The sequence below is a fragment of the Colwellia hornerae genome (genome assembly GCF_007954355.1).
Lineage (GTDB): Bacteria > Pseudomonadota > Gammaproteobacteria > Enterobacterales > Alteromonadaceae > Colwellia_A > Colwellia_A hornerae.
Window position 1 is genome coordinate 159,661 of sequence record NZ_VOLR01000005.1, and the last position, 22,124, is coordinate 181,784.

At 38.1% G+C, this 22,124-nt stretch carries 25 protein-coding genes; 5 read left to right on the plus strand and 20 right to left on the minus strand.

What is annotated here, in order from left to right; translation table 11 throughout:
- Positions 1-109: 109 nt before the first annotated feature.
- The 3 genes from acuI to ESZ26_RS05020 all read right to left on the minus strand — a co-directional run bounded on the left by acuI (position 110) and on the right by ESZ26_RS05020 (position 2,284).
- On the minus strand, positions 110-1,093 hold the full coding sequence (gene acuI / locus ESZ26_RS05010; protein ID WP_146798567.1) for an acrylyl-CoA reductase (NADPH): 984 nt from the start codon (positions 1,091-1,093) through the stop codon (positions 110-112).
- A 45-nt stretch (positions 1,094-1,138) separates the two neighbouring features.
- Positions 1,139-1,771 carry an acrylate utilization transcriptional regulator AcuR gene (gene acuR / locus ESZ26_RS05015; RefSeq protein ID WP_146798568.1) on the minus strand — a complete coding sequence of 211 codons (633 nt, stop codon included), beginning with the start codon at positions 1,769-1,771 and terminating at the stop codon, positions 1,139-1,141.
- A 72-nt stretch (positions 1,772-1,843) separates the two neighbouring features.
- On the minus strand, positions 1,844-2,284 hold the full coding sequence (locus ESZ26_RS05020; RefSeq protein ID WP_146798569.1) for a MarR family winged helix-turn-helix transcriptional regulator: 441 nt from the start codon (positions 2,282-2,284) through the stop codon (positions 1,844-1,846).
- 110 nt (positions 2,285-2,394) lie between these two features.
- Here ESZ26_RS05020 and ESZ26_RS05025 point away from each other — a divergent pair, with 110 nt between their 5' ends.
- On the plus strand, positions 2,395-2,823 hold the full coding sequence (locus tag ESZ26_RS05025) for an organic hydroperoxide resistance protein (RefSeq protein WP_146798570.1): 429 nt from the start codon (positions 2,395-2,397) through the stop codon (positions 2,821-2,823).
- A 62-nt stretch (positions 2,824-2,885) separates the two neighbouring features.
- Here ESZ26_RS05025 and ESZ26_RS05030 read toward each other — a convergent pair whose 3' ends face one another.
- The 4 genes from ESZ26_RS05030 to ESZ26_RS05045 form a co-directional block, all read right to left on the minus strand.
- On the minus strand, positions 2,886-3,908 hold the full coding sequence (locus ESZ26_RS05030) for a phospholipase A (protein ID WP_223271555.1): 1,023 nt from the start codon (positions 3,906-3,908) through the stop codon (positions 2,886-2,888).
- Between the two features lie 106 nt (positions 3,909-4,014).
- A complete protein-coding gene (gltS, locus tag ESZ26_RS05035; RefSeq protein WP_146798572.1) occupies positions 4,015-5,214 on the minus strand; it encodes a sodium/glutamate symporter in 1,200 nt (399 codons plus the stop codon).
- 218 nt (positions 5,215-5,432) lie between these two features.
- A complete protein-coding gene (locus tag ESZ26_RS05040; RefSeq protein ID WP_146798574.1) occupies positions 5,433-6,218 on the minus strand; it encodes a prolyl hydroxylase family protein in 786 nt (261 codons plus the stop codon).
- Between the two features lie 78 nt (positions 6,219-6,296).
- A complete protein-coding gene (locus tag ESZ26_RS05045; RefSeq protein ID WP_146798576.1) occupies positions 6,297-7,628 on the minus strand; it encodes an aldehyde dehydrogenase family protein in 1,332 nt (443 codons plus the stop codon).
- 136 nt (positions 7,629-7,764) lie between these two features.
- On the opposite strand from ESZ26_RS05045, the gene ESZ26_RS05050 reads away from it, so the two are divergent.
- Positions 7,765-8,121 (plus strand): winged helix-turn-helix transcriptional regulator, encoded by a 357-nt coding sequence (locus ESZ26_RS05050; protein WP_146798578.1) that lies wholly within the window; start codon positions 7,765-7,767, stop codon positions 8,119-8,121.
- Positions 8,122-8,289: 168 nt separating this feature from the next.
- Here the strand turns inward: ESZ26_RS05050 and ESZ26_RS05055 are convergent, their stop codons facing one another.
- From ESZ26_RS05055 to ESZ26_RS05105, 12 genes are all read right to left on the minus strand, one after another.
- Positions 8,290-8,538, minus strand: a complete 249-nt coding sequence (locus ESZ26_RS05055) for a DUF4282 domain-containing protein (protein ID WP_146798580.1) — start codon at positions 8,536-8,538, stop codon at positions 8,290-8,292.
- 553 nt (positions 8,539-9,091) lie between these two features.
- Positions 9,092-9,421, minus strand: a complete 330-nt coding sequence (locus ESZ26_RS05060; RefSeq protein WP_146798582.1) for a YbaB/EbfC family nucleoid-associated protein — start codon at positions 9,419-9,421, stop codon at positions 9,092-9,094.
- Positions 9,422-9,484: 63 nt separating this feature from the next.
- Positions 9,485-11,560 carry a DNA polymerase III subunit gamma/tau gene (dnaX, locus tag ESZ26_RS05065; RefSeq protein WP_146798584.1) on the minus strand — a complete coding sequence of 692 codons (2,076 nt, stop codon included), beginning with the start codon at positions 11,558-11,560 and terminating at the stop codon, positions 9,485-9,487.
- 8 nt (positions 11,561-11,568) lie between these two features.
- Complete coding sequence (gene apt / locus ESZ26_RS05070) at positions 11,569-12,114, minus strand: adenine phosphoribosyltransferase (protein WP_170246310.1); 546 nt, start codon at positions 12,112-12,114, stop codon at positions 11,569-11,571.
- A gap of 61 nt (positions 12,115-12,175) precedes the next feature.
- Positions 12,176-12,568 (minus strand): response regulator, encoded by a 393-nt coding sequence (locus tag ESZ26_RS05075; RefSeq protein ID WP_146798588.1) that lies wholly within the window; start codon positions 12,566-12,568, stop codon positions 12,176-12,178.
- A gap of 39 nt (positions 12,569-12,607) precedes the next feature.
- Entirely contained in the window at positions 12,608-12,781 is a 174-nt protein-coding gene (locus tag ESZ26_RS19175; RefSeq protein ID WP_170246301.1) for a hypothetical protein, read from the minus strand.
- Positions 12,782-12,986: 205 nt separating this feature from the next.
- Complete coding sequence (locus tag ESZ26_RS05080) at positions 12,987-14,258, minus strand: tetratricopeptide repeat protein (RefSeq protein WP_146798590.1); 1,272 nt, start codon at positions 14,256-14,258, stop codon at positions 12,987-12,989.
- 5 nt (positions 14,259-14,263) lie between these two features.
- Positions 14,264-14,878, minus strand: a complete 615-nt coding sequence (locus ESZ26_RS05085) for an energy transducer TonB (protein ID WP_146798592.1) — start codon at positions 14,876-14,878, stop codon at positions 14,264-14,266.
- 3 nt (positions 14,879-14,881) lie between these two features.
- Entirely contained in the window at positions 14,882-15,283 is a 402-nt protein-coding gene (locus ESZ26_RS05090) for an ExbD/TolR family protein (protein ID WP_070374082.1), read from the minus strand.
- A gap of 12 nt (positions 15,284-15,295) precedes the next feature.
- Positions 15,296-15,820: a MotA/TolQ/ExbB proton channel family protein gene (locus ESZ26_RS05095; RefSeq protein ID WP_146798594.1), complete on the minus strand. Its 525-nt coding sequence runs from the start codon at positions 15,818-15,820 to the stop codon at positions 15,296-15,298.
- Positions 15,820-17,163: a MotA/TolQ/ExbB proton channel family protein gene (locus ESZ26_RS05100; RefSeq protein WP_146798596.1), complete on the minus strand. Its 1,344-nt coding sequence runs from the start codon at positions 17,161-17,163 to the stop codon at positions 15,820-15,822. Before ESZ26_RS05100 ends, ESZ26_RS05095 begins: the two co-directional genes overlap by 1 nt.
- A complete protein-coding gene (locus tag ESZ26_RS05105; protein WP_146798597.1) occupies positions 17,163-17,945 on the minus strand; it encodes a DUF3450 domain-containing protein in 783 nt (260 codons plus the stop codon). Before ESZ26_RS05105 ends, ESZ26_RS05100 begins: the two co-directional genes overlap by 1 nt.
- Positions 17,946-18,414: 469 nt before the next feature.
- On the opposite strand from ESZ26_RS05105, the gene ESZ26_RS05110 reads away from it, so the two are divergent.
- From ESZ26_RS05110 to ESZ26_RS05120, 3 genes are all read left to right on the plus strand, one after another.
- Positions 18,415-19,200, plus strand: a complete 786-nt coding sequence (locus ESZ26_RS05110; protein WP_146798599.1) for a TSUP family transporter — start codon at positions 18,415-18,417, stop codon at positions 19,198-19,200.
- Positions 19,201-19,222: 22 nt separating this feature from the next.
- Positions 19,223-19,828 carry a primosomal replication protein PriC gene (priC, locus tag ESZ26_RS05115; RefSeq protein ID WP_146798601.1) on the plus strand — a complete coding sequence of 202 codons (606 nt, stop codon included), beginning with the start codon at positions 19,223-19,225 and terminating at the stop codon, positions 19,826-19,828.
- A 98-nt stretch (positions 19,829-19,926) separates the two neighbouring features.
- Entirely contained in the window at positions 19,927-20,190 is a 264-nt protein-coding gene (locus ESZ26_RS05120) for a late competence development ComFB family protein (RefSeq protein ID WP_070374088.1), read from the plus strand.
- Between the two features lie 556 nt (positions 20,191-20,746).
- On the opposite strand, the gene ESZ26_RS05125 is transcribed toward ESZ26_RS05120, so the two are convergent.
- Entirely contained in the window at positions 20,747-21,973 is a 1,227-nt protein-coding gene (locus ESZ26_RS05125) for a hypothetical protein (RefSeq protein ID WP_146798603.1), read from the minus strand.
- Positions 21,974-22,124: the final 151 nt, after the last annotated feature.

The window sequence follows — 22,124 nt, forward strand, 5'->3', positions numbered from 1 at the left end:
AGTTCCAGCTAACTAAGATGTTTTAGTATAAAAAGTTGTTTACTAGCTACCGACAGTTATGAGCTTAAACTTACAAAACATCAGGTTGTTACAAGTTAACCTATAGCTTTTACTCACTAATATTAACAACCACTCGACCACGCACTTTTCCTGCCATTAAATCACTGGCCACATCGACAGCTTCTAACAAGGTAATGTCGGTAGAAATATCTTCAAAAACATTGGGGTCTAGAATATCAGCAAGTCGTTGCCATGCTTCAATTCTGTCTGCGAGTGGACGCATCACACTATCAATACCCGCTAAGGTTATGCCACGTAAAATAAAAGGTGCAACAGAGGCAGGAAAATCCATCCCTTGCGCTAAACCACAAGCTGCAACAGTGCCACCATATTTCATACTCGCACAAACATTCGCTAACGTATGACTACCGACAGAGTCAATGGCGCCTGCCCAACGTTCTTTTGTCATCGGGCGACCAGGTTGCGATAACGTTTCACGGTCAATAACGGTTGACGCACCTAGCTTTTCTAGATATTTTACTTGATCAACGCGACCTGTTGAAGCAACAACGCTATAGCCTAATTTCGCTAAGATAGCGATTGAAAAACTCCCGACGCCACCGTTTGCCCCCGTCACTAAAATTTCACCTTTATCTGGGCTGACGCCATTTTTTTCAAGTGCGATGACACAAAGCATCGCGGTATAACCTGCCGTACCAATAGCCATGGCTTGGCGTGGTGAAAACGCTTTGGGTAATGGGATCAACCATTCACTTTTTAAGCGAGCTTTTTCAGCTAAACCGCCACAGTGCACTTCACCGACACCAAAACCATTGAGCAGTACACTATCGCCAACCTTAAACTTGTCACTCTCACTGTGTTCAACCGTACCAACTAAATCAATACCGGGAACCATAGGGAATTGTCTAACTACCGGACCTTTACCCGTAATAGCCAAAGCATCTTTGTAATTAAGCGTGCTATGAGAAACTTTAACGGTAACATCACCTTCTGGCAGTAAGTTGTCGTCAATATCTTTGACTGTCGCGCGGTAACCTTGGTCGTCTTTTTCAATTAAAATGCCTTTAAACATCTGCTATTCCTTATTTAGACCGATCGTCTATAAATGATGAAAAAATTATCGGGGTAAACCGACTATGTAAAAATTGAGGTAATTATCTAAGGGTGAAGTATGTTGAACTAGTTTTGCTCTACTAACCGCGCCTTCCCAGCCCATCCAGAAATATTCAGCCAGTCGATCGCAATCTGCACTTGCTGAGATTTGACCTTGCCTTTGCGCTGCTCTAAGACAAGTAGCTAAGCGATGCTGCCAGCAAAGGAATATATCAATCAATTGCTGCCTAAAACTTTCAGGCAGTAAATCAACTTCTTGACCTAGGTTACCAATTAAACACCCACGCTTAAATTGATAGCGGGACATGCCTATTTTGGCACTTTCAACGAAATTGCTAATGCGCGTTAAAGGTGGAAATGCTTCATCCAACAAACAAACATCTAACTTATTAGCAAAGTAATGGCCATAGTTTTCAATGACCGCCTGTCCAAAAGCTTCTTTACTGGCAAAATAATGATAAAAAGATCCCTTGGGGACAGCCACTTTCTTTAAGATTTGATCAATTCCTGAGGAGGCAAAGCCATTTTCAGTAAGTTGTTCTAAGCCACTGCGAATTAACTCCGCTTTTGTATCTTGATTTTCACGCGCTATTTTGGGCGGTCTACCGCGGCGTGCTTTAATTACTGCAATATTCATTATTAGATAATAGACCGATCGTCTAGTTAATGCGAGTATTATTATTATAACGGTGGGTTTATTTACATTTGGTTATGTTTCTATCGCTAAATCATTGACGACTAAGTCGAGTAATTCCATGAGCTGGCTGGCTTGTGTGCTATCGATACGGGTAAATTTACAGCTGATTGTATTAGGAATACTTGCAGCCTTTATTTTTAATTCTTGCCCTTGTTGTGTTAACTGCACTAGGCGCTTGCGCTTGTCATTGTCGTCTTTAATTATTTCTAGCAGGCACTTACCAGCCATTTTCTTTAAAATTTGTGTCATCGCCCCGCCGTCAATCATGGTTTTTTCTAAAAGCTCGGCAATAGTTATTTTGTCATGTTCCCATAATGCCATCATAACTACATATTGTGGGTAAGTAATATTGAGTTCCTTTAGAGGCTCTCGATAAGTGCGAACAATACTGTTTGATGCCATATATAATCGATGGCAAAGCTGGTTTTTAAGTTTTAATTGATCAAATGACATAACACTCTCCTGAAAGTAACATTTTAATTTGCACACAAAGTATTTGCAATCAGTATTTGTTTACTATATATTTTGCATACAAAATAAATATTGATTACTTGGAGTTTATTATGAACGTATTAGAAAACATTGCTTACACAGCAAAAGCAACAGCAACAGGTGGTCGCGCAGGTACAGCAAAGTCTGACGATGGGCGCTTAGACATTACCTTATCTACCCCTAAAGGTTTGGGTGGAGATGATGGGCAAGGTACCAACCCTGAGCAATTATTTGCTGCTGGTTATGCGGCTTGTTTTATTGGCGCACTTAAATTTGTTGCTGGTGAAGAAAAAACCAGTTTACCGAGCGAAACTTATATTAATTCAGAAGTCTCTATTGGTGCTATTGAAGGTGGTTTTGGTATTGCGGTTAAATTAGCGATATCATTAGGTGACATGGATAAAGCACAAGCGCAAACAATGGTAGATAAAGCGCATCTTGTCTGCCCTTACTCAAATGCGACACGTGGTAACATTGAAGTCGTACTTTCAGTCATTTAACTATCCGACCTAGTTTGATAATAAAACACGCCTTTAAAAAATAAAGCGCGTGTTTTTTTTGGCTATAAAATATCACTCAGTGAGATGCCAATACCAAACCTAGTTTGACTATAGTTATAATCGATAAGACTTTCACCATAACCATTAAACACCGTTGCGTAGCCTCTTAATTTACCCCAAAGTGGGAAGGTAAAACCAATCTCAGCGGCACCGTACTGACTACTAAAATTTTGTCGTCCTTTGAAATTGAATTCATAGTCATGCCATTTATAGGCCATGCTTAACTCAAAGTTACCCATGTAATCTTCGATATCAGGGTTATCATCTCCGTCGGGGTCTAAAGCAAAAGTTTTTTCCTTTTCCGATAACCTCAGCCAAGGTTTAATCGATAGCGCAAATTTTTCTTTCTCAAAAAGGATATGCGTGTAAATACGATTCCAACTACGTGATAAGTCTTGTGCTCGACCATTAGACTCGTGCTCTACCCCGATAATGAAGCCGGTATTGCCTCCAAATGGATGCCAGTTAAGCGGTGCAAGATAGAATATTTCTGGCTGATAATTTGTTTCTCGAAAGGGTTTAGAAATGCCACTCGCATAAATTTGCCACCAGGCACTTAAGGTAAAAGCGGCGTAAAGACCATCGCCCTCTATAAATATTCTGTCATAATTTAAGGGGACTTTAAGGCTTAGTTGAAATTTTGCTTCAACATTTGCTAAGTTGTCTTCATAACCTTCGAAGGATCTATATGCTTGCTTGTTCACTTTATTTGTTGTCATTGCTGGCAATACAAAATTCATTTTATGCGGAGTAAGCACATAAGGTTCAAACTCAGTCATTTTCTCACGTTTTATTCTATCGGTAATACCGCCTGTTCTATTAGACAATTCTGTTTGTTCGGTCTTTTTTTGTTGTCTACTAATATCGTATTCTTGGATAGCACAAACGGATCTAATTTCGCCAAGTGTCATCGATTCAGCGCCAAGGGTAAACAACTTCATGACGCATGACACTTTATCTTGTTTAGCACTTGCGTATGTCGAAACAAAAATTAACATAAATGCCAATCGCAGCGGATTTTTCATTAGAGTATTCCTTTAAGTAAACAAACCAAGCGAACATTTACCGCCTTTTAAAGCCGACAAGTCGCTAGCGCTAAAACTTTCTCGATGGATGCAAAGTAAATGCGCTTTAAAAATTTAAGGCTATCCTGATGATAAAGGCATTGGTAATATCAACAAAAAATGCGCCAACTAAAGGCAATATAATAAAAGCCATTGGTGCAGCGCCATGTGCTTTAGTGACCGCGGTCATATTCGCAATAGCGGTTGGTGTTGCCCCCAGCGCAAAACCACCAAACCCGGCACTTAAAACAGCGGCTTGATAGTTTCTCCCCATCAGTGGAAATAAAATATAAACAATAAATAACACCGCAACACAGGTCTGTACGCCTAAAATAATAAATAATGGTCCAGCTAAATCAGCAAGGGTCCACAGCTGCATACTCATCAGCGACATGGTTAAAAATAAGCTCAATGAAAAATCAGAAACGATGGCCAATGAGCGCGTTCTAGCGGGCCAGTGTAATTTAGGTAATAGATGAGGAACCGTGTTAGACAGTAAAATTCCTGCTAATAGGCAAGTCACAAAAAGCGGTAATTTTAAGCCCATCTCCATAAAGATCTTATTGGCAAAAAAACCAATAATGATACAAATATGAATAACCAGTAATACCGCCATAAAACTCAGATGGCTAAAGGACTCTGTATCTGTTTTATGATAAGCAATACCGATAGAAGGTTTGGCTGTTGATTCACTTGAAAGCTGATGCTTAGCCAATAAATATTTTGCAATAGGACCACCAACCAAACTCGCCACAACAAGGCCAAGTGTAGCTGCTGCAACACCTATTTCAAGGGCATTAGGTATACCAAGTTCAACAGCATCGGGAGCCCAAGCTATTGCTGTGCCGTGACCGCCAATTAAAGAAACCGAGCCTGCCAACACGCCTATGGTTGATGGTAAATCAAGAAATATTGCACTGGTTATGCCAACAACATTCTGAATGACAATAAAAGACAGGGTTAATACTAATAATATTAGCAGGGGTTTGCCCCCTTTAACTAAATCAGCAAACCTAGCGTTGAGCCCGATAGCAGTAAAAAAATAGACTAATAATCGATCGCGGGTGGATAAGTCAAACGCTATTTCACTACCAGTGAAAATATAGACCGCATAAATCAATAAGGCAGCAAGCAAGCCCCCCGTTACTGGCTCTGGAATATTAAAATCTCGGAGAAACCTTATTTTTTTTGTTAAATACACACCAATAAAAAATACCACTATACCGATAGTGTAAGACATATAATTATCAAAGGGCATTTCAATCATAGTGTATATCCAATTATACTTTTTCTATCCATGGCAAAACTAAAAATAAGCGTGTTTTTAGGGCAAATGCTCATTTAACAAAATATCTCCGCTATTTTGACTGATATTCATTGTCTGTTCAATAAGCAGTCATCGTAAAAGTTACTAGATTTACTACTATCGATTAAAAACACTTTTTATACACATAAATATAAAGCGACTTGGCCATTGAAAAACACTTATAATTCAAATAAAACATCGCTGCGAATAATATATTTAATCCCCTCAGTAATAGGTAGAGAGCTGTGAATACATTGTAAAGGATGCATACCATGAGGAAAGCATAATATACCGCCTGCGGGGGTTCGAACATCGACATTTTTAACTCTGTCATTTCTTGATGCTGGCTGGTTGGGATCATCAGCATTCACTAAAAAACGTGTCTCTCCACCTTGAAAATCTTCACTTAATAGCATTAAAAAAGTCATTTCACTATATCGGTCAGAATAAGCATTAGTGACTAGCTCATCACCAATAACGCGACTACCCGGCCAAGAGCCATCAGAATGAGGCTTAAAGTAGTCAGCAGGGTTATAACGATAGAATCTAAAACGTGCATTGATGCCCAACGTTTTACGACCACCAAAAATAGCCTGTCGGTCAGCCATTAAATGGGCAATGCGTTGCCAAATAATTCCATCAGTTTGTTCATCAACTATCCAGGTTAAACTGTCATTGTGTCGAACACTGCGCGGCAAAGAAACGGCAGCATCTGGCAAGAAACCTAATTGTTCACTAATATCGATAAGCTGTGCACACTCATCTTTGCTCAAGACATTCAATAATTGAAATGCTCCAGGCACCTCTATCAGCTCTCGACGTTCGATATGACTGGTATCAAAGTCTTTGCTCAAATTAGCAGGGTTAACTTGGCGGTTACCCCAGGCAGGTAATGCTGGATGCTCTGCGCCAGGCTCTAATGCAGCGACAAAAAAGTCAGTGTTTGTGTCTATTGTTTGCTTCATATTTTACTCTTTCAATAATGGGTTGCCGGTATTACCGCATCTGCTCAGTTAAAAAATTGTGCTGCGCAGTGCGTATCGCTATTTGTTAATAATACGTAATTGGGTAAACTGGCGATGACCCGCTGCCGTGCCATGAAAACCAAAACCACTTTGTTTTGCACCAACCCAGGGGCCAAGACCTCCAGCACCTTGATTGATAGCGACCATCCCTGCTTCCATTTGCTCTGCAACCTCATTAGCACCATCATGGCCAAAAACCACAGCACCTAAACCATATGGGCTGGCATTGGCTCGTTCAATGGCCTCTGACAGCTTGTTAAAGCGACTAATAGCGACCACAGGGCCAAAGGTTTCATCTTGCTCTAAAAGCATATTAGGAGTAATGCCAGTAACAACAGTCGGCTGTATATAAGGCAACTCATAGAGATGTGTTCCTAATAAAAATGTTGCACCTTTAGCCTGTGCATCGTTAAGTTGCGATAAAACATGAGCATGCTGTTTAGGATTAACAAGGGGGCCAAAATTAATATGCTTTTGATCCCAAGCGCCCACTTGATAACGAGCAGCTAAAGCCGTAACCTTCTGCTCAAATTCATCAGCGACTTGCTCATCAACATAAATGCGTTCGGTAGACGTACACATTTGCCCGGCATTTTCAAAAGAGCTTGCCACAGCAAATTGTACCGCTTTGTTAATATCGGCGTTTGCCATCACGATTAACGGATCGTTGCCACCCAACTCCATAACTAGCCGTTTAAGGCCCGGTGCGGCGCTTGCCATAATATGCTTGCCAGCCGCAAGTGAACCAGTAAAGGCAACCATATTAATATCCGCCGCCACTAAAGCTTTACCCGTCTGTGCATCGCCATGCACGATTTGTAATACATTTTCTGGTAATAATTTATTAAGGGTACTAACAAAAAGTTCAGCCACCAAAGGTGTTTCTTCTGACGGTTTTAACACCACAGAGTTACCTGCGATTAAGGCGGGTAACAGCAAGTTATTCGCCATTGCCAGTGGATAATTCCAAGGCGATATAACCGCAACCACACCTAAGGAACGATATTGCATTTCCGCATTGTTTCCTATCGCCGTACTTTTCAGTGCTTGCACTATTTCTTCAGTAAAGTAAGCCGCGTTCTGAACTGTGCCAGCCACTTCATAAGTTGCTCTTCGGTGATCTTTACCCATTTCTTGGCTGATTAATAATGCCAATTCGTCTTCAACCATAGCCAGCCCTTTATAGGCCTTGTCTACACTTTGTTGACGTTGTTCAAGAGACAGCGCCGACCAAGTTTTTTGTGCTTGCTGTGCACGTAACACAACCGCTGCCATTTGTGGCGCTTGAGTAACAGCAACTTCGCCTAATGGCGCTCTATTAATGGGATCGTATGAGATAAGTTTTGGCATAAAATAATTTCCTAAAATTGCATTAATACTAATGCATCGAGAGAGTAAATTGGCTATATATCCACATTATGCTAGAGTGGTTAATTAAAGCAACCAGTATACTTTTAGTAACCACCAAGATAAAAATAGAATAATAATGACAAATACAATAAAAACAAAGACTAAGTTAAAAGAAATAAATTCACAAAGCTGTCAGGAGCCCTGTCTTATTGAACGAGGTATGCGCGTTTTAGGAGGAAAGTGGAAAGCCTCTATCCTTTGGCATTTAAAAGATGGTCCGGTACGCTTTAACGAATTATCTCGGATGTTAGGTGGCGCAAGTAAAAAGATGGTTGATCAACGCCTTAAAGAATTAGAAGTTCAAGGCTTAGTAACGCGTGAAGTTATTAGCGATCGCCCTATTGCCGTCGCCTATGAAATCACCGACTTTGGCCGGACCGCATTAGATATTTTAGAAAAGCTCAAAGATTGGACACAAGCAAACAATATTTAATGATAAGGTTTGGTAGTTGCCCAGATATTGCGAGAAATTATTGCCATTTATATAAAAGAGTACAATAAGATTAAATTGTATCTATGCCCGACTAAATGGCAGAGATAGAGTTGGCTAACATGCGAGGTGCGCTAGCCAAGTATATTTTTTAACTTCGAAATTTTTGCTTTATTCAGCTTTATTAGCTATTCGTTGTAAGTTTTCGTGAATTTTAAATAAAACAATTAATAATTCACACCAAATTCTTGAACCAATAGCGCCAAGAACGATGATACCTAAACCAGCTAAAAACCCACCACCATATTGAGTGAACATAGCCCCCAAACCTGAAACTAAACAGCCTAAAAGCATAAGCCAATAGACAAAAGTGATTATTTTAGGGGTTAACATTGCATCGAAAACAAATACATCTTTCACGAGTAAATCCTTTTATTAATAACTCCAATATAAAGATACGCTAGACTAGCGGAGTCTTAGAAAGCCTAACGCTTTATTAAGAGGCTAAATATAGTCGAAAATAGTCAACTGTTGAACATCCGCTTAGATATCCTTATTTAACCAAATAGTACATCCGCTCTTAGTAAATGTGCATACTACGCAAGAATGATTAAACATTATTTGGCGGTATTATCGGTATATTTCCATAAGACCCGCCCCATAACACTTATCTATTTTTATCAATATCCCATAATATCAACAAATTATAAATAGTAAACATCATTTTTTTATAAAAATCGCTAAGCCTAAAACGACTCAGTTATACTCCAGAAATAATCTATAGAAAATATATGGCAAGAAATTAGAGATGAATGTCTGTAAAACATACTAAGCGGGCAGTTTTATTCAAACTCTATTTTGAAATTTATTCCCCCACCACCTAATGAATCTATTTGAATATTAAATGGTACCTTTTATACCTCCAAAAAAAAATGGCACCCTAAAGGTACCATTTTTTTATTAAGAGTAGAGCTTAAAATGGCATTTTCATCCCAGGAGGTAATTGCATACCACCTGTTAAAGCACCCATTTTTTCTTTATTTTGCGCTTCAACGCGACGAACGGCATCGTTAAATGCGGCTGAAACTAAATCTTCAAGCATATCTTTATCGTCGGCCATTAGACTATCGTCAATTTCAACACGTCGAACACTGTGTCCGCCTGTCATGGTGACTTTAACCATGCCGGCACCTGACTCACCAATAACTTCCATTTTGGCTAATTCTTCTTGAGCTTTAGCCATTTTATCTTGCATTTGTTGGGCTTGTTTCATTAAGTTGCCCATGCCACCTTTCATCATAATTTTTTCTCCAAAGTTCAGTTGCCGCCAAAGATAGATCTTAACGCGACAAATATCAAGTAGCAGTTACAATGCTACAATCGTATTTTCATCTAATTGTGCTTGAAAATGAGTTTTCAAACCAATAATTATTTCATCATTTTGTAGTAATTCTTTCGCATAGTCATAACGTTTATCATTGATATGTGTTTGAATTTGATACGGATCATGCGAGGTTTCATCAACAATTGTTAACTCTACTGTAATTTGTCGCTGTAAAAATTCAGAAATGCATTGTTCTAACTTTTTATGAGCAACATCACTGTTTAAATGTTTAGTCGCTTGATTTAAGTTAAGTAGCAATAAGTCGTCAGTAGATTGTTCATCAACGGTTGCATGTATCGCTAATTGGCGCAGTCGTCCCGTTAACGACATGGCATCAATCATATTTGCCCATTTATCAACTTGATTTGCAGAGCGAATTTTTGCTGGGTCTATCGCGCTAACATCAAAAGCTTGCTCAGAGATAGACGTTAATGCAGGCACATCTGAACGTGGCTCTTGCGGTGTTATTGCTTCAATAACATCCCGACTGTTTGTATCTTGACGCCCTTTGGCGTCATTTGACTTTTTTGCGCTATTTTCCAACCCTTTTTTTCGACTACGTAACATGTTCCGTGTCGCTATAGCTTTTTCTATAGGCGATTGAGGAATAGCGGTATCGATACTTGGGGCTGCTTCGGCTAAATCTATGGAAGGAGCGTCTTGCTCTAAAGTCTCAACGGGCTGGCCTTCAAAAGGGCTTGTTGTTACTTGCGATGCATTGACCGCTGCAACGTTGGTCATACTGTTAGGTGACTCAACTAAAGCTTGCTCAACTAAAGCTTGCTCAACTAAAGGTTGCTCAACTAAAGCTTGTTCAACTAAATGTTGCTCAACTAAAGCTTGTTCAACTAAAGCTTGCTCAACTAGTGGTGCAACAAAATCATCAGCTTTACTGATATTGCTGTCATCAAAGTTTACCTCGTCAAAGTCGCTAACTTGACTGGCCTTAGTATCGGGTAAGCTATGATTATTTTTAAGGGGTGTAAATGCTAATAATCTCAGTAAAAGCATATCAAAGGCGGCTTGTTCATCAGACGCGTAAGGTAGGTCTTTGCGGCCATTGAGCACTATTTGATAATAAAGCTGAATATCTTCAGCACTCATTGCTTTACTGAACTTATCAACCAATTGGTTATGCTCAGGTGACAAATCAAAGTGTTGACCAATAACTTGTGTCATGGCAATTTGATGTAACAACTGAATAAGTTCTGCTGTTAAACGACTATAATTAGGTGCATAAGAGGCTATATCTAGTGAAAGTAGCATCAGCGCTTTAGGGTCTTGCTTTAATAAGGTAATGAGTATTTTAAAAACCCAATTTTGATCAACACCGCCCAACATCTGCTGAACATTGGCAAGAGTAATACTTCCCTGCCCTTGTGCGATACTTTGGTCTGTTAAACTTAAACAATCACGCATACTGCCGCGAGCGGCTTTGGCTAATAAAGTTAACGCACCGGGTTCAACTGAAACATCTTCAGCGGTGAGAATTTGCTGAGTCTTTTGTTCAATTTGGCTAACGGTTAATGCTTTTAAGTGAAATTGCAGACAACGAGATAACACAGTTACCGGAAGCTTTTGAGGATCTGTGGTCGCTAAAATGAACTTGACATGCTCAGGTGGCTCTTCAAGCGTTTTTAATAACGCATTGAAGCTGCTACGAGACAACATATGTACTTCATCAATTAAATAAACTTTATAACGACCGCGTGTCGGTGCATATTGAACGTTATCAAGTATTTCACGGGTATCATCAACCTTTGTTTTGGAGGCCGCGTCAATTTCGAGTAAATCAATAAAGCGGCCCTGGTCAATATCTTGGCAAGTATCACAAACACCACAAGGGGTTGAAGTGATCCCTTGTTCACAGTTCAAGCTTTTAGCAAAAATTCGAGCTATCGTTGTTTTACCGACCCCGCGAGTACCGGTAAATAAATAGGCATGATGAAGACGTTGTTGCTCTAGTGCGTTTACTAAAACGGTGACAACATGTTCTTGGCCAACTAATTCTGTGAATTTTTTAGGGCGCCATTTACGTGCTAATACTTGATAACTCATATCACTGCCTAATCGCCGTTATATTGCAATAAAGAATAGGTCGATAAGCCAAGATCAGTTAAACGTTTTTCACCGCCTAAATCAGGTAATGAAATAACAAATGCAGCATCTGTAACTTCTGCACCAAGCTTTTTAGCGAGGGTTAACGTTGCTTCAATCGTGCCACCGGTGGCAAGCAGATCATCAACGATCAAAACTTTATCATTAGCCGTTAGTGCATCTTGATGAATTTCTAAGGTGTCTGTTCCGTATTCAAGTTGGTAACTTTGGCTGATTGTTGCTCTTGGCAACTTACCTGGTTTGCGAACAGGAATAAAGCTAATACCAAGCGCTAATGCTAAAGGCGCACCAAAAAAGAAGCCACGGGCTTCAGTTCCAATAATCTTAGTAAAGCCAAAATCTTTATATTTAGCGACAAATAAGTCTATGGTTAGCTGGTAAGCAGCAGGATTATCGAGCAAGCCGGTAATATCACGGAATAAAATGCCTGGCTTAGGATAATCAGGTACAGCGTGAATAGAGTTTTGTAATAGAGAGAGTTCAGTTTCAGTCATCGTTAGCATATCAAAAGTAAAAAATTATCAAGGCTAAAGAATAAAGCAAAAGTACGATGATTTACAGTGAATAACGACTTGTATTGGTATTATTTAAATGATTTATTTCATTTACCGCATTTAACAAACTGTTTTCATTAATAGGCTTGGCAATAATAGCTTTAAAATGAAGTAAGCGAGTTAAAGCAATGACATCTGCGGTGTTTTGAGTCGTCATAAAAATAATAGGTGTATTGGCGGTAAGTGGATTTTTTTGAAGATTTTTACATAACTGAACACCGTTCATAAAAGGCATAAGGTGATCAATAATATAGAGGTCATAAGGCTGCTGCTGCGCTTTTTCAAAAGCAGCTAAACCATTAGTAGCAGTTTCAATGATATGGCCCTGTTGTTCGAGTAACGGGGTAATAAAATCTAAAATATTCTGCTTATCATCAGCAAGTAATATAACCATAGAATTAATACTTCTTATTTCTAATTAAACGAGAAAATACTAATTTGAAAGCAGCGTAAACCAACCCATTACCATAGGTAAAAGCGGCGCTGAAACTAATACAATAAGCGCTGCTAATAAGTGAAATATAGATGAACTGTCTTTAAAGTCTTCGCCGTCTGACATTTTTATCTCGTTAACTTGAAAATAATCAGCGCGCATTCTAGCCGACAACGAGATCTATTTCTAGAGAAAGTTGATCTAGATCAATAATAAGTCCTAACCTTTACAACGGCTCGATTATATTAATGAGGCGGTTAGTCTAAAAGTTTATCAAAGACAATTAACTAAATTTAACCAAGTATCTTTTAGACTTAAGGAATTTTAGCGATAAAAAAACCAGCCATAGGGCTGGTTTTTAACGCAAAGATAAAAGAAGTTAAATAGAAACTTTCTTACGTGCTGCGGTATCTTTAATATAACTAACCCAACCTTTAGCCGTTCTACGAGACTTAGGGTCTTTTAATGCTTTTTGTACATAAACATTGGCTTGCTTATAATTTTCAAGATAAAAGTAAGATTCAGCAATACTTTGATTCAATCGACCTTCGTTACTAACACCAAGTTCGATAGCTTTCTTTAAAGCAACAATCGCTTTAGCAAATTGCTCATCTTGATTTAACAACATACCTTGCTTGCTGTAATGCTTAGATAAATTAGTCATTTTGGCTAATTCACCGTAGTAAGCAGCAGCTTTACCTATATGCTGAGCAGCATGCCAGCTGTTCGCTAAAGTAAAGAGGTTTTTGTCATCACGAGGGACAACACCCGAATCAATATACTTTTCCAATAAAACAGCTGCTTTATGTGGAATTCGACTTTGTGCATACAAATTAGCAAGCATTTTGATTTCGTTTTCTTTGTCAAGAAAACCTTGCTTATAAGCTAGATCCAATGTTTCTAAACTTTTTGGATAATCCTCAACCATCGCATAAAACGAGGCTAATTGAGTCCAAAATAATTTAACTTCAGGAAATAACTGCACTGCTGTTTCTAAAACATCAACACATTCTTTAAACATCTTACGTTCATAGTAAGAATTTAATTTAAGAACATGTGGGTTTTGGTTTTTCTTATCACCAAAAACCGCGATAGCATTGTCAGCAGCAGGAATAACCTTAGCGTATTGTTTAAGTTCTAAATTAGCCTGAGCTATTTTGATCCAAACATTACCATCAGATTCTCCTGTGAACTTCATCCAAGCATCATAAGCAACAAGCGCTTCTTTATAGCCTTGAACTTGCATCTGCAAGTCACCCACTAGTTTCAGTGAATCGGCATGCTCTTTTTCATTCAAGATATCAGGTGCAAGCGCTTTGTTAAGATAGATAATTGCATTCTTTTCATCGCTTTTTTGCGCATACATCACGCCAATAAAACGATCTAGGAAGGCAATATCATAATCTTTTTTTGCGTTTATTTCTAAAAGCAAAAACAAGGCATTATCAATGTTAGAACCATCTTCAGCTTCAACGCCATAAGCTTCAAAAGCTTTAGCTACCTTTTTACCAACAGAAGGACCAACCAGCTGCGTTTTACGCTCTGCTCGTTCACTCGGTTCGGCTCCTACAGCATAAGCTGTAGAAGATAAAGGTAAATGAGCAATCGTTACTGAACCTATGATCAATATAGATATAAAAATCTTATTCATTCTGATTACTCCTTATTCATACTAAAGTCTAGTTGTACCGTTAAACCAGGACGACGTTGAGCAACACCGTCAACAACTTTTGGCTTGTAACGCCATTTTTTCAAAGCGCGTTTAGCCTCTCTGTCAAATATACGTTTCGGTTCTGAATCCATAACTTCAACATCTTCAACACCGCCAAGTTCATTAATGGTAAATGAAAGCTTAACCCAGCCTTCTTTACCATCACGAGCAGCTTGCTGTGGATATTTAGGATCAATACGTACGATTGGTGATGCATCACCGTCACGTCCAAAACCAGCTCCTGGAGCAGACATACCTGAATTAGCACCAGATAATTGCACACTAGGCATATTAAACGTTAGTCCACCTGAGTTGTTATTAGCTTCAGGCTCTGGAGCTTGAGGCTTAGGTGGCGTTTTTGGCGGCGGTGGCGGCGGCGGCGGTACACGCTGTCGACGTTCTGCTGCTGACTTAGGCGGCGTAGTATTAACTTCTACAATAATATTATCTAATGGATCTTGTTTCGTCATGTCACCACTTGAAACAAGAAAAGCCATAAAAGAAAATAGTGCAAAAGTTACCGCTGCGCCTAGTAGTAATGAAACTAAAAAGCGAACCATAGACTACCCCTTCGCTGCAGCAATAGAAATTCTATCTATACCTGCATCTTTAATCGCATCCATCACTTTAACAACGATACCATGTTTTGCATCTTTGTCTGCTTGAATGATAACAACATCAGTCGGTTGCTCTGCTAATAATTTTTCAATGTTAGCGGCAACACGTTCGACATCAACGCGACGTTTATCTAACCAAATTTCACCATTTTCTCTAACAGCAATAAAGATGTTAGCTGATTTTTGCTTACTTTGGTTAGCGGCTTTAGGTTTGTTAACTTCAATACCAGCTTCTTTTACAAATGAAGTGGTTACAATGAAGAAGATCAGCATGATAAATACGATGTCTAGCATCGGTGTCATATCAATTACTGCTTCTTCGTCTTCACGAATACGTTTACGTGCCATTCGAATATCTCTCTAGTGATGAGGTAAACTGTCAATCAGTTTAGCCTTTGCTAGTTTAACTTTAGCGTCTAACCTTGTACTGAAAAACACTCCTGATAACGCAGCAACCATTCCCGCCATTGTCGGGATAGTAGCCATTGATATACCAGCAGCCATCAGACGCGGATTACCTGTACCTTGTTGAGCCATTGTCTCAAACACACCAATCATACCGGTGACTGTACCTAGCAATCCAATCAGTGGACACATTGCCACTAAGGTTCTAATTGTGAGCATACGTTGCTCTAGTAATTCTGTCGCTTCGGAGATCCAAGTATCTCTAATCCGATGGGCATACCAAGATGTAGTATCTTGGCGTGCATCCCAACGATTGACGATATCGTCTTTCATTGCAGGATAAATTCTTGATAAGAACCAGTAACGTTCAATCATCATTACCCACATCAGTAAGAGAGCGAAGGCAACAACATATAATACGTTACCACCTGTCGCAATAAAACTCCTGACAGATTCCCAAAGCTCTATCAGGAATAACATTATTTAGACTCCTTCTCAGCAATGGCAGCAATTAATCCTGCGCTTTGCTCGTCAAGCTTTTGCAATACTGACTTACTTTTACCCGCAACAACGCTGTGGATTAAGATAAGTGGTAATGCACAAATTAGACCTAATGCAGTTGTTACAAGTGCAAGAGAGATATCACCGGCCATAATTTTCGGGTCGCCTGTACCAAACAATGTAATCGTTTGGAACGTCATAATCATACCGATTACTGTACCTAATAGACCCATCAATGGAGCAATAGCCGCAAACATTTTAATTAAGTTGATACCACGATCAATTTTCGGCGTTTCGCGTAAAATAGCTTCATCAAGTTTAAGTTCAAGTGTTTCAGCGTCAACATTTTTGTTTTCGTGATAAACCTTGATTAAACGTCCTAGTGGATTGTTATCATTAGGCTGTTCAAGATTCTTCTCTTGAGTCTTAATACGAGTGCTAATAGTCGTTAAGAAAATCATACGCTCTAAAGCAATTAAGAAACCGATAACAAGTAATACTGTGATTGCATAACCAACAGTGCCACCTTCATGATAGAACTCCATAAGAACTTTCTTACGAGTTTCAAGTGCTAAGATACCACCACGTGAAGGATCTACGTATAGAGGATGATAGCCAGAAGTTTCACCAAAGAAATCAGAAGCTGTGCTAGAAATATAACCAGCTGGCTGTTTAGCCAAAGGTTGAATTTGACCAACTTCATCATTGTAGTTTAAGAAACCATCAGCTGATACTAAGTTAAAAGTACCGATACGTGTAACTGTTTGCGTAGAGGTTGAACCATCTAAGCTTGTTACTTCAGCGCTAAACTGTGAAATTTTACCCGATTGGGTCATTTCAGTTTGTAAAGCAATCCATAACTCTTCAAGTTGCTCAAGTTCAGGTATTTTCTTAGAGTTGGCAATAACATCTAATGTTGCGCCACGTCCAGGAAATTCAGAACTTACAATTGATGTTACGATTTGACCGTAAGCATCAGCAGCAGCTGCACGAGTAACACCAAACATTTCACCAAGAGTACCTTTAGCGTTGTCTAATTCAACTGAACGTTGCGCGATAGTAATATCGTTAGCAGCATATTCTTTAGTTAAACGGTCGTTACGTGTATTTTGATTAGCTAGTTCTTTCTTAGCTTTATTCAAAAGTGCTTGCTTGTCTGCACGAGCCGAAGTGAATTCTGCTTCGCGCGCTTTATCAAGCTTGCCTTCAGAAATTCGATCGTTTTTAACTTGTTTTAATAAATCATCCAAGTCATTAGCTACGGCTGAAGTTGCTACAGTCATTGACGCAGCAAGCATTACAAAATTAATAATTTTTCTCATTATTTCGCTCCCGCTGCAAATACTGGTAATTTAGTCAAATCTTTTGGTAATTGGTTACGCGCCATAGCGATTGCATCTTTAGTAGGCTTTAAGTATTCATCGCCTAATGCTTCCCAACCGCGTGTTTCATTGTTCCAAACCCAAACATTTTTCATGTCTAGTGATTGAGCAACTAAAGCTACACGGCCCATATGAACGAAATCAGCAGTAATTGTACGGTCGCCTAAATCAAGTTCACCTTGGTAAGCTGCAAAAACAGTACCGTAGTTAGCTTCAATTTCATAAGCTTCAAGTACTAAACGAAACTGCTCAGATACTGAAATATCTGAAGCGCCTAGCACGTCACGTAAATTAGCAACACGTTCTTTACGGTTTTCAATATTCACAGGAATATCTAACGCAACAAACTTGTCTAACGTATCAATCATCTTATACATAAGAGGAACGATACCTTGTTTAGTTTTGTCAATACCGGCGATCTGATCTTCTAAAGATTGGATATTCTCAAGTTGGTCATTAACCATCAATTGAATGTGATCATTGTATTGAGATAAAGTTTCACCTTCGTCAACAGTTAAACGATATTCACCTAAAAGCTCGATAGTTTGTTCATAAATACTATTGATTTTTTGTTGTGATTTTTTAGAAGCTTCAAATGTGCTAGCTTCTGCTTTTTGTAGTTCTGATAATGCATCTGCAGAAGCGAAGTTGCTTGCTGTTAATGCTAGTGCGCCAATTATCGTCGAAGCGATAAGGCTTTTCTTGTTGCTAAATTTGGACATAGTTCCCAACCATTGGACATAGTTCCCAACCAATTGCTATTGAATGTGGATAACATGGAGATGTTAACGCAAATTTAATAATCTGCCATTTTAAGTTTTTATTTCTCTAGAATAAAACCATGCAATACTCCCAGACGACAGCGTTGCTGTCAACTAGGTACATAAAAAAGGCTGCTAATTACCAGCAAATTACATAAATATGCTGGTCTCGTTACAAAATTTAAACATTCAGTTAAAAAAACCATAAGTGATTTAAGAGAACTTTTTGAGTAAATTAGGCGACTAAACAAACACAATTTTCTGTAAATATATTTGCTCCTATTAGTTTTACTAATTCATTCGTACTAAGTCAAATTTATTTATTAAAATATTCACAATATTTATGAAAAAAAGGTTGGTAAATTGACATATCTGAAGATTAAAACCGTGCTACTATTCGCCTATAGCACTAATTTACCTATATTTATTTATGTTTATAGATTCAACTTTTAATTTTGAAATTTGGTTCACTTTATGTGCCATTGGATTTATTGCAGGGCTTATCGATGCAATAGCTGGCGGTGGAGGTATGCTAACGGTACCAACATTACTCTCGGCCGGTTTACCACCACACCTTGCCTTAGGTACAAATAAACTTGCCGCTTCTTTTGGTTCATTAACTGCTTCTGTGACTTTTTATCGTAAAAAGTTATTTGATCCTAAATTTTGGCGTTTATCTATTTTATATACCGCAATAGGTGCTGTTGCCGGCACGTTTGCTGTTGGCTATTTGTCAGGTGATTTTCTCGAAAAATTTATTCCTATTGTTATCGTTATCACTGCCATCTACACCCTGTTTTCTAAAACAATTGTCACTGAATTAAAGGGGCTGCCTGCGTTAACTTTTCGGGTAAAAGTCACCCAAAGTATTCAGGGATCACTCTTAGGGTTTTACGATGGCTTCGCCGGTCCTGGAACCGGTGCATTTTGGACCGCATCCTCAAGTGCACTCTACAAAATAAACATATTACTGAGCTGCGGCTTAGCGCGTTCGACTAATTTTGTTAGTAACTTTTGTAGCTTATTAACCTTTATTTATTTTGGTTATGTTAATTTTATTATCGGTATTTCGATGGGGATATTTATTATGCTAGGTGCTGCTGTGGGAGCACATTGGGCAATAAAATTTGGTAACCGCTTTATTCGTCCGGTTTTCATCATCGTCGTTATTTCTATGTCAGCAAATTTAACTTATCATGCGTGGTTCACTCAATAACAAGGTCAAGAGGTAGTCAAATATGCAATTAGCAATCGACAGAATTACAGCTGTTTTAGATAGCCTAGCAGAGCAGGCTAAAATTATTGACACTGAAAACCAGCAGACTAAATCACATTATCTTTTAAAAGATAAAGATATATTTTCAGAAGCTTTGTTTGCCACCAATAGTGATAAAATAGGCGCATATGTTGATGAAGTGCGTGGTAAAACCATTGAATTAGCTCGGTTATTGCACAGTGGAAAAAAAGAACTATCACAAAATAGACTCCAAGGTATTGAGCAACAAATATCATCAATAATTAATGCAATAAGATCAAACAAAGGTCTCCATCAAGAAGCACAATACCGACTAACGGCCATTAACGCTAGACGCTATAAGAAGGCAGCAAAAGAACTCTTTAAATCCAGTCAAGCGCTTTATCAGCAATTAGCAGAACATCACGAGTTTGAGCGCCGCTTGCTCGCTATGCTCAATGAAAGAGAACAACTTCGTCAAAGTGCAACGCCTGCTAAAGCGAAGAAAATATTGGATGAAGTCCTTGCTCTCCACCAAAGATTAGGTCGTTGTCGTCAAGCTATTTCAAAAATAGAGCGCGAAATAGAAGTTTCCGAAAAACCGCGATGATATCTGTTAAATAACTCGCTTTTTACTTCATCTCGCATTAATCTTGAATAATAACAAAAAATAAATTAATTCATTATTTAATCGTAAAGAGGGCTGGAATGAGAATATCTGATGACATTCATAACTATTATGAAAAATTAGTCGTACAACATTTTGCCGCGCTAAAATTAGAAGAGAAATATGAAGCTGATTTTATTGCTGACTTAACCTGTGTCGTACTAAATCAACTACCGACTCGTTATATAAGACATGAAGTTGATATGTCATTCTATTTACCTGCTTCAGAGCGTTTTGAAATGGAAAATAATGTTAAAGTTGCTATCAGTAAAGCGATAGAGTTTATGAAAACTCATAATACCTAACGGCTACCCACTATTTTTTGATAAGGGAAGTGGTCAAATTAATGGCCACTTACTTTTATTTTTAAGCATTGCCTTTAAACAACGACCTCCCCTTTCATTGAACCGTTATAGTTTTAATACCGGTTAACATTCCTCTTTCAAGTAATTAGTTAACTTAATGCTTCAAGTTCGCCAGCCATCGCCTAAGCCCCTTAATGCCTTTAAAAGCATAAAGGGCAAAATACGCCTGTATTATTATTTTACGCTTACCTGTGAGTGTTTCAGTGCCTTTAAGTACGTTTACTGACTGTCTGATGCCATACAAAAAACAACAACGAACTTGCAGGTGACATAAATGTAAACCTCTGGTGGTGCCATGCCTTGACTGGTTCCTTCGCAACCAAAGCGGTCATAGATGCTTGAAATCACAATAACGGCGAGAATAGCACGTACAAAAAAATGTTATTAATCTCTATAAATATTGATATAAACCCTATTTCAACAAAAAATTAACGCATTGATTAAATTACAAGTCAGTTGCCTCATTTTAAGCTTTAACAAAATATATAAGCTAAAATTAGCGAGTAGTCAGGGAATCACCTCTAGTATTTTTCTCTATTCTCAGTAGAGTCAATATCAAAGTGAATACCATAAAAATAGCGAACGAATAAAGTGCATAAAGCAATGCTTCTGAAGATTCTTGCTTCAACCTTACTGTTTCTTCATCGATATTTTGCTGTTCTTTTTGATGATTCTGAACTTTTTGTTCATATTTATCTAAAAACCAACTTATAGTGACCTCCCACTCTTGCTTTCTATAATCACCATCTTTGAGTTCGCTAACATCACCTGCATCATTTGACATATTATCTGTAAATTGGATTATTGATTTCCATACTTCATATTTATCTGCTTGGTAATATTTATAACCAAACTCGTTATAACGTTGAATATTATCTTTAAGTCGTTCCGAACCATATTCTTTAACACTCTGTTGACTTAATATTTTTGCATAAGAATTTATATTTTTTTCTACATCAATAAAATAAGAATTAATCTTTTCAATATAATCTTTTCTATTAATCTCATTTTTAATTTTAGCTTCAGAATCAGAAGTATCATATTCTGCATCAGCTGGCTCATATCTAGAAAGTTCCTTTTGTTCTAAAGAACCTTTTAAATCCTCATAGGTTGGCAAACCACTACTTTCTTCAATTTTAGATGAGTTTAAGTGTCCCATCAGAGTAGAGGAACTGAATGTTATTGATGAAATGATAGCTATCGTAGCAACAAAAAAGCTAAACGATGTCACAATACTAAAGTATTTATTTTGCCAATTAATTGATTTTTTGTCAGATGCGTTTTTAGGGAGATTTTCATCGGTGTCGTTACTCGGTACTTCACTTGATGAGCGTTTACTAAAATTAACTGATGCGTCTTTAATTTTTTCAGCTTGCTCGGTAAAAGATTTTAGCGTTTCTTTATTAAATATTTTTTTACCTACGGAGGATATTTTTTTTGTAAGCTCTTCTTTCGAAAAACTTTCTTGGGTACTTGTTTGAGTGGAATCAAATACTTCTTTTTTTATGTCTATTTTTAATCCTATTGCCATAAATTGAGATGCTTTCTTAAGCATTTCTTCTTCATTGAGGTCTTTGGCTAAGGAAACGGTTCTACCTGTAAATAAAACAGGCGCTTTTGAAGCGTCAACACCTAAAATATCAGCAAGATTCTTTATTACCTCACCCTTATTAAAACCTTCTTCTATTTCGCCCTTGAATAAAATTTTACAAAGTATAGTCACTTTAATTCCTTTTTAATTTATAACTAATTGGTTTCAGTGAAAATCTTACTATTTCTAGGACATTAGAGCAAGATTATCGATAAAACTGTCTAGCCACTTATCCAACCGAATGTTTCAGTGTAACTGGTGCAGCGCCATTCTTAATTTTGCC

What these genes read in the sequence shown, in the direction of transcription:
- ESZ26_RS05090 (WP_070374082.1), bottom strand. Translation starts at nt 15,283, where the DNA reads ATGGCACGTAAACGTATTCGTGAAGACGAAGAAGCAGTAATTGATATG.
- gltS (WP_146798572.1), bottom strand. Translation starts at nt 5,214, where the DNA reads ATGATTGAAATGCCCTTTGATAATTATATGTCTTACACTATCGGTATA.
- ESZ26_RS05025 (WP_146798570.1), top strand. Translation starts at nt 2,395, where the DNA reads ATGAACGTATTAGAAAACATTGCTTACACAGCAAAAGCAACAGCAACA.
- apt (WP_170246310.1), bottom strand. Translation starts at nt 12,114, where the DNA reads ATGACTGAAACTGAACTCTCTCTATTACAAAACTCTATTCACGCTGTA.
- ESZ26_RS05080 (WP_146798590.1), bottom strand. Translation starts at nt 14,258, where the DNA reads ATGAATAAGATTTTTATATCTATATTGATCATAGGTTCAGTAACGATT.
- ESZ26_RS05040 (WP_146798574.1), bottom strand. Translation starts at nt 6,218, where the DNA reads ATGAAGCAAACAATAGACACAAACACTGACTTTTTTGTCGCTGCATTA.
- ESZ26_RS05020 (WP_146798569.1), bottom strand. Translation starts at nt 2,284, where the DNA reads ATGTCATTTGATCAATTAAAACTTAAAAACCAGCTTTGCCATCGATTA.
- ESZ26_RS05095 (WP_146798594.1), bottom strand. Translation starts at nt 15,820, where the DNA reads ATGTTATTCCTGATAGAGCTTTGGGAATCTGTCAGGAGTTTTATTGCG.
- ESZ26_RS05085 (WP_146798592.1), bottom strand. Translation starts at nt 14,878, where the DNA reads ATGGTTCGCTTTTTAGTTTCATTACTACTAGGCGCAGCGGTAACTTTT.
- ESZ26_RS05105 (WP_146798597.1), bottom strand. Translation starts at nt 17,945, where the DNA reads ATGTCCAAATTTAGCAACAAGAAAAGCCTTATCGCTTCGACGATAATT.
- ESZ26_RS05120 (WP_070374088.1), top strand. Translation starts at nt 19,927, where the DNA reads ATGAGAATATCTGATGACATTCATAACTATTATGAAAAATTAGTCGTA.
- ESZ26_RS05100 (WP_146798596.1), bottom strand. Translation starts at nt 17,163, where the DNA reads ATGAGAAAAATTATTAATTTTGTAATGCTTGCTGCGTCAATGACTGTA.
- dnaX (WP_146798584.1), bottom strand. Translation starts at nt 11,560, where the DNA reads ATGAGTTATCAAGTATTAGCACGTAAATGGCGCCCTAAAAAATTCACA.
- ESZ26_RS05110 (WP_146798599.1), top strand. Translation starts at nt 18,415, where the DNA reads ATGTTTATAGATTCAACTTTTAATTTTGAAATTTGGTTCACTTTATGT.
- ESZ26_RS05075 (WP_146798588.1), bottom strand. Translation starts at nt 12,568, where the DNA reads ATGGTTATATTACTTGCTGATGATAAGCAGAATATTTTAGATTTTATT.
- ESZ26_RS05030 (WP_223271555.1), bottom strand. Translation starts at nt 3,908, where the DNA reads ATGAAAAATCCGCTGCGATTGGCATTTATGTTAATTTTTGTTTCGACA.
- priC (WP_146798601.1), top strand. Translation starts at nt 19,223, where the DNA reads ATGCAATTAGCAATCGACAGAATTACAGCTGTTTTAGATAGCCTAGCA.
- ESZ26_RS05050 (WP_146798578.1), top strand. Translation starts at nt 7,765, where the DNA reads ATGACAAATACAATAAAAACAAAGACTAAGTTAAAAGAAATAAATTCA.
- acuI (WP_146798567.1), bottom strand. Translation starts at nt 1,093, where the DNA reads ATGTTTAAAGGCATTTTAATTGAAAAAGACGACCAAGGTTACCGCGCG.
- ESZ26_RS05045 (WP_146798576.1), bottom strand. Translation starts at nt 7,628, where the DNA reads ATGCCAAAACTTATCTCATACGATCCCATTAATAGAGCGCCATTAGGC.
- acuR (WP_146798568.1), bottom strand. Translation starts at nt 1,771, where the DNA reads ATGAATATTGCAGTAATTAAAGCACGCCGCGGTAGACCGCCCAAAATA.